The organism is Sphingomonas sp. STIS6.2, assembly GCF_000732685.2.
GTDB lineage: Bacteria > Pseudomonadota > Alphaproteobacteria > Sphingomonadales > Sphingomonadaceae > Sphingomonas > Sphingomonas aerolata.
This window is the reverse complement of record NZ_JPDP02000076.1, coordinates 1-5,924: the sequence shown is the minus strand read 5'-3', so window position 1 is coordinate 5,924 and position 5,924 is coordinate 1. Positions and strand designations below refer to the sequence as shown.

At 69.7% G+C, this 5,924-nt stretch carries 6 protein-coding genes and 2 pseudogenes; 5 read left to right on the top strand and 3 right to left on the bottom strand.

The window, feature by feature from the left end:
- Positions 1–191 (top strand): alpha/beta fold hydrolase (locus sphst_RS11855; protein WP_159043593.1); only part of this gene is annotated, 191 nt, incomplete at its 5' end.
- Positions 188–385, top strand: a complete 198-nt coding sequence (locus sphst_RS11850) for a hypothetical protein (RefSeq protein WP_056409358.1) — start codon at positions 188–190, stop codon at positions 383–385. The genes sphst_RS11855 and sphst_RS11850, both read left to right, overlap by 4 nt.
- Here sphst_RS11850 and sphst_RS11845 read toward each other — a convergent pair.
- The gene (locus tag sphst_RS11845) at positions 332–1,042 is read right to left on the bottom strand and encodes a hydratase (protein WP_082447071.1); all 711 of its coding nucleotides are present in this window, start codon (positions 1,040–1,042) and stop codon (positions 332–334) included. The genes sphst_RS11850 and sphst_RS11845 overlap by 54 nt on opposite strands.
- Positions 1,043–1,164: 122 nt before the next feature.
- Entirely contained in the window at positions 1,165–2,739 is a 1,575-nt protein-coding gene (crtD, locus tag sphst_RS11840; RefSeq protein WP_234387605.1) for a 1-hydroxycarotenoid 3,4-desaturase CrtD, read from the bottom strand.
- A 51-nt stretch (positions 2,740–2,790) separates the two neighbouring features.
- Between crtD and sphst_RS11835 the strand changes: the two genes are divergently transcribed.
- From sphst_RS11835 to sphst_RS11825, 3 genes and pseudogenes are all read left to right on the top strand, one after another.
- The gene (locus sphst_RS11835) at positions 2,791–3,915 is read left to right on the top strand and encodes a methyltransferase (protein WP_107045572.1); all 1,125 of its coding nucleotides are present in this window, start codon (positions 2,791–2,793) and stop codon (positions 3,913–3,915) included.
- Positions 3,916–4,002: 87 nt separating this feature from the next.
- Positions 4,003–4,929 carry a chlorophyll synthesis pathway protein BchC gene (bchC, locus tag sphst_RS11830; RefSeq protein WP_056409365.1) on the top strand — a complete coding sequence of 309 codons (927 nt, stop codon included), beginning with the start codon at positions 4,003–4,005 and terminating at the stop codon, positions 4,927–4,929.
- Positions 4,926–5,861 (top strand): annotated as a pseudogene (locus sphst_RS11825) (chlorophyllide a reductase iron protein subunit X); the annotation flags it as partial. The gene bchC and the pseudogene sphst_RS11825, both read left to right, overlap by 4 nt.
- On the opposite strand, the pseudogene sphst_RS11820 reads toward sphst_RS11825, so the two are convergent.
- A pseudogene (locus sphst_RS11820) lies at positions 5,843–5,924 on the bottom strand (50S ribosomal protein L20); the annotation flags it as partial. The pseudogenes sphst_RS11825 and sphst_RS11820 overlap by 19 nt on opposite strands.

Below are 5,924 nucleotides of genomic sequence, written 5' to 3'. Positions count from 1 at the left end.
TGAAGACGCCGGTGCTGCTCGTGCATGGCGACAGCGATCGGGCGATCCCGTTGTCGAATGCGCGCGAGGCGGCGGCGGCGGTCGGTGACGGGCGGCTCGAGACGCTGCCCGGGCTCGGCCATCTCGCGCATGAGGAACGCCCCGAAGAGGTTGCGGCGATCATCCGACCGTTCATGGAGGCCCGTATATGAACGGCATTCTCGGCCTGCTCGACCTGATGATCGCGGGCGCGCCGGTCATCATCTTCTGCGTGTGGCAGCTCGTCTCGGTCAATCGGGCGATCGCGAAGGACAAGGTCGCCGGGGACTCCCCGACACCGCCCGACGCCGCTTCACCAGAAGGCGCGGGGCATCCGGTAGGGCAGCATCGACTGGACGATCGGTGATCGGAAGCGGCCGAGCGCGAGGCTTTCGTGCACGGCGCGCACCTCCTCGCCGAACAGCCGCGTGGCGAGCGCGGAACGGGCATAGAAGGGGGCATCGATCCACGTCTTCACCACGCGCGGGCGATGTCCCGCATCGGCCCGCGTCGCGCGCTTTATGAGCCAGCCGGTCCGGGGCAGGGCCGCCGGGGCGGGCTGGACGACGTCGTGCCACCGGCCCTGCGCATCGAATTTCAGCGCGAGGTCGAACGGCGTGCCGTCGCGCCGCCGCCCTTCGTACAGCACTGCGACGTCGCTTTTCAGATGCGCGCGTGACCAGTGCCAGTCGTCGAACCCCGCCTCGAGCGGTTCGTCGCCGAAGTTCGAATCGAAATAGCCGGGGCCCGACCAGCGGACGCCGGGATGCGTCATCGCGACCTCGACCTGCGCGCGGGGTGCGACCGGATGCCAGCGATGCCGCCCGCCCGGATCGAGCGCGAAGGCGGTGGTGCCGATCATCGCGGGGCTGACGCGGATCGTGCCGCGCACAGGGTAGGGCAGCGGCGCGGATCGTTCGCGGATCTCGATCACCAGCGTGTCGCCGTCCCAGCTGAGGCCGCTCGGGCCCACCACGAAATGATCGGTGCCCCGGTCGACGCGGTGCGCGGGACGTTCGGTCATCGCCCAGGCGCTGCCGCGCGGGCCGGTCAGCGCGACGTTGATCGCGCAGTGGTTTTCGGGGTTCGCGCGGCCGCTGAGCTTGTAATAGGGCGAGAAGACGCTGCCGATGAAGGCGATGATCGTCAGCCCATGGGCGCCGTCCGCGCTGGTCGCGTCGACATACCACCAGGCATAGCCCTGGGCATCGACACGAACGTCGAAGCGTGGTCCCTGAGCAGGCAGTCGACGGCTAGCCGGCCGGAAAGCGCCGCCATCGGGACGCCCGCGCCGGGGTGGGTGCTCCCGCCCGCGCAATAGAGCCCAGGGATCCGTGTCCGGCTGCCCTGCCGGCGGAAGGACGCCGCCCACCCGTGCGAGGCCCGTCCATAAAGGGCTCCACCCGTCGAGGGACACAGTGCCTCGAACGCGTGCGGCGTCGTCATGACGGTCGAGGGCGCCAGATCGAGCGAAAGTCCCGCCTGCGAAACGCCCTCCAGCATACGCCTCGTCCATGTCGCGATCTCCTCCTGGCTGGTGTCCGGGCCGTCGCCGGTAGGCGGCGCGTTGACGATGATCTGCACGCGTTCGGGGCGGGCAGGGGCGGACGCATCGCGGCGGTCGTCGTCGCCGCTGTCGCTGCGATCCTGCGCGCAGACATAGACGCTCGGCCGGGCGGCGGCGCGACCCGCCGACAGCGCGGCGAATTCGGCCGGATAGTCGTCCGAGAAGAAGACGGTGTGGCGGGCGAGCGGAAAGCCCGCGGCCTGCGCGTGTCCGGTCCACACCATCGCGCTGAGCGATCGGTGCGTGGCGGGGACGGGGGCGACCGCGTGACGGACCGCGGCGCCGAACCGGCCGACGGCGATCGCGGCGGGATCGGCGTTGCAGATCACCGCCGACGCGGCGATGCGCTCGCCGTCCTCGAACATGACCCCGGCGGCGCGGCCCCGCTCGATGAGGATCGCGCGAACCGGCGCGCGGTAGCGGAAGCGGACGCCGTTCTGCCGGCCAAGCGCCTCCAATGCGAGTGCGAGCCGATACATGCCGCCGTCGATCAGCCACACGCCGCTCGCCTCGACATGCGCGATCAGCATCAGCGTCGCCGGGCACTGCATCGGCGACGCCCCGCAATAGGTCGCATAGCGCGCGAAGAGCTGGCGCAGGCGCGGGTCGGTGAAATAGCCGCCGAGCGCGTGCCACAGCGAGGTATAGGGGCGCAGCGTGCAATAATCGCCAAGGCCGCGCAGACCCATCCGCCAGCCCAGCGTCAGCGGCCCGGGGCGTGTCGCGTGGAGAAAGGGCCGGTCGAGCGCGGTGAACAGCCGTTTCGCCTCGGCCCGGAACGCGCGATAGCCGCGGGCATCGGCCGCGCCGGCGAAGGCGCCGATCGCGTCCTCGCTCGCGGCGGGATCGGCGAACAGGTCGAGGCGGGCGGGGCCCCAGGCATGACGGGCGAGCAGCGCGGCGGGGCGCATCGTCACGTGCCGGTCGAGCGTGTCGCCGCATGCCGCAAAGACATCCTCCATGACCGATCGCAGCGTGAACACCGTCGGCCCCGCGTCGATCGCGTCGCCATCGACCGCGATCGTGCGCAGCTTGCCACCCGGCCCGGGCTGCGCCTCGACGACCGTCACGGTGCGGCCCTGCGCGGCGAGCAGCGCGGCGCTGACCAGCCCGCCGACTCCCGCCCCGATCACCACCACGCCCGCATCCGACACCGGCATCCTCCAATTGACGCGATGCTAACACCTGTCCACAAATATGGACACATGAAAACGTATCATCATCTTTTCGCCCGGGTGCGGGAGCGGTGGCTGGATTGTCGCAACCGCCTGCTCGCCGATCCGCGTGTTCAGCACGCGGCGCAGCGCTTTCCGCTCAGCCGGCCGATCGCGCGCCGCCGGGCGGGCGCCCTGTTCGATCTGGTCGCAGGGTTCACCTATTCGCAGATCCTTGCCGCCTGTGTCGAAACCGGGCTGCTGGCGCTGCTGGCACGCGGCCCGGCGGACGGGCGGACGATCGCGGCGCAGCTCGACCTGCCGGTGGCGGGCGCCGAACGGCTGTTGCGCGGGGCGGCGGCGCTGCGGCTCGTCGAGCCGTGCGGGGCGGACTGGGCGCTTGGCAGCGACGGGGCGGCGCTGCTCGGCAATCCCGGGATCACGGCGATGATCGCGCATCACCGTCTGCTCTATGCCGATCTGGCCGATCCCGTCGCGCTGCTGCGCCGCGGGGGCGGGGGCGGGGCGGTGTCGGATCACTGGCATTATGCCGAGTCGGCGGGGCAGGGCGATGCCGCTGCGGTCTCTGCCTATTCGACGCTGATGGCGGCGTCGCAACCGATGGTCGCAGGCCAGACGCTCGCGGCCTATCGGTTCGACCGGCATCGTCGCGTGCTCGATGTCGGCGGCGGCGAGGGGGCGTTTCTCTGCGCGCTCGGGGCGCGGTTCGCGACGCCCGGTCTCGGGCTGTTCGACCTGCCCGCGGTGACAGAGCGTGCGCGGGGGCGGTTCGACTCGGCGGGGATGGGCGCGCGCGCGACGCTGCACGGGGGCGATTTCCTCGCGGATCCGCTGCCCGAGGGCTATGATCTGATCACGCTGGTGCGCGTCCTGCACGATCATGACGACGCGGTGGCGCTGACGTTGCTGCGTCGTATCCATGCCGCACTGCCCCCCGGCGGCACGCTGTTGATCGCCGAACCGATGGCGCAGACGCCGGGTGCGGAGCGGTCCGGCGATGCGTATTTCGGCTTCTACCTGCTCGCCATGGGCACCGGTCGACCGCGGAGTGTCGCGGAGATTCGCGCGATGCTGCACGCTGTGGGCTTTGGCCAGGTCCGCACCCGGCGCACGGCGCTGCCGCTCATCACCTGTGTGATCACCGCAACACGATAATGTGTACAACCAAGTTGACAACATCATCTGTCTAGAGCAGATTACGATCATGATCTGATGGAGGACGGAGCGGTGGGCAACGGACGTATGGACGCACTGGCGGTCATACTGGAAGCGCCGGAAAGGCTTGCGCTCCGCACGCTGTCGCTCACGCCGATGGGCGATGCCGATCTGTGCGTCGAGATCGACTGGAGCGGGATCAGCACCGGCACCGAACGGCTGTTGTGGAGCGGCCGGATGCCCGAGTTTCCGGGCATGGGCTATCCGCTGGTCCCGGGCTATGAATCGGTCGGGCGGATCGTCGATGCCGGTGTCGAGGCGCGCGCGCGGATCGGCGAATATGTCTTCGTCCCCGGCGCAAATTGCTATCGTCAGGCGCGCGGCCTGTTCGGGGGGGCGGCGCGGCGGGTGATCCTCCCCGGTGCGCGCGCGGTGCCAATCGACGCGGCGCTTGGGCGCAACGGCGTGCTGCTCGCACTCGCCGCCACCGCGCACCACGCGATCGCGGTCGGCGGCGCGCCCGATCTGATCGTCGGACATGGCATATTGGGGCAGCTGATCGCGCGGATCGCGGTCGCGTCGGGGGCGGGTGCGCCGACGGTGTGGGAGGTCCAGCCGGCGCGTCGGATCGGGTCCGGCTACCGCGTGATCGACCCGGCCGACGATGACCGCTGCGACTATCGCACGATCTGCGACGCGAGCGGGACCGCCGATATCCTCGACCTCGCCTTCGCGCGGCTCGGCAAGGGCGGCGAGGTGGTGCTGGCCGGCTTCTACGACCGGCTGTCCTTCGCCTTCCCGCCGGCATTCCTGCGCGAGGCGCGGATGCGGGTCGCGGCCGAATTCACGCCTGCGGACATCGCCGCGGTGCTCGCGCTGATCGAGACCGGGTTGCTCGAGCTCGACGGCCTGATCAGCCACACCCGCCCCGCCGGCGAGGCGATGGACGCCTATCCGCAGGCCTTCACCGACCCCGATTGCGTCAAGATGGTCCTCGACTGGAGAGCGCTATGAGCATGTTCGATCCCGGACCCCTGCGGCGCGAGGCCGAACAGGAGCCGGATCCGGTCCCGACCGGCCCGGTCACCAAGGAAACGCAGATCATCGCGATCTACGGCAAGGGCGGCAGCGGCAAGTCGTTCGCGCTGGCGAACCTCAGCTACATGATGGCGCAGCAGGGCAAGCGCGTGCTGCTGATCGGCTGCGATCCCAAGAGCGATACCACCTCACTGCTGTTCGGCGGCAAGTCGACCCCGACGATCATCGAGACCAGCTCGCGCAAGAAGCTCGCGGGCGAGGAGATCGGGATCGAGGACGTCTGCTTCCAGCGCGACGGCGTGTTCGCGATGGAGCTGGGCGGACCCGAGGTCGGCCGCGGGTGCGGCGGGCGCGGGATCATCCACGGGTTCGAGACGCTCGAGAAGCTCGGGTTCCATGAATGGGGCTTCGACTATGTCCTGCTCGATTTCCTCGGCGACGTGGTGTGCGGCGGCTTCGGCCTGCCGATCGCGCGCGACATGTGCCAGAAGGTGATCGTCGTCGCGTCGAACGACCTGCAGTCGCTCTATGTCGCGAACAACGTCTGCAAGGCGGTCGAATATTTCCGCAAGATGGGCGGCAATGTCGGCGTCGCGGGGATGATCCTCAACAAGGACGACGGCACCGGCGAGGCGCAGGCGTTCGCCGCCGCGGTCGGCATCCCGGTGCTGACCGCGATCCCTGCGAACGAGGACATCCGCAAGAAGAGCGCGAACTACCAGATCATCGGCAAGCCCGGCGGGCAATGGGCGAGCCTGTTCGAGGAGCTTGCGGTCAATGTCGCGGAAGCGCCGCCGCTTCGGCCGACGCCGCTCGACCAGGACGGGTTGCTCGGGCTGTTCTCGGCGGACGTGACGGGCGCGGATTATGCGCTGAAGCCAGCGAGCCAGGCGTTGATGCGCTGGATCCACAGGCCACGGAAGGTGCGCTTCTTAACCTTGCGGTCACGATATGCGTACTGTCCGGCCTTT

Excerpts from the sequence above, each read along its gene's own strand:
- sphst_RS11835 (WP_107045572.1), top strand. The coding sequence starts at position 2,791 with ATGAAAACGTATCATCATCTTTTCGCCCGGGTGCGGGAGCGGTGGCTG.
- sphst_RS11845 (WP_082447071.1), bottom strand. The coding sequence starts at position 1,042 with ATGACCGAACGTCCCGCGCACCGCGTCGACCGGGGCACCGATCATTTC.
- bchC (WP_056409365.1), top strand. The coding sequence starts at position 4,003 with ATGGACGCACTGGCGGTCATACTGGAAGCGCCGGAAAGGCTTGCGCTC.
- sphst_RS11850 (WP_056409358.1), top strand. The coding sequence starts at position 188 with ATGAACGGCATTCTCGGCCTGCTCGACCTGATGATCGCGGGCGCGCCG.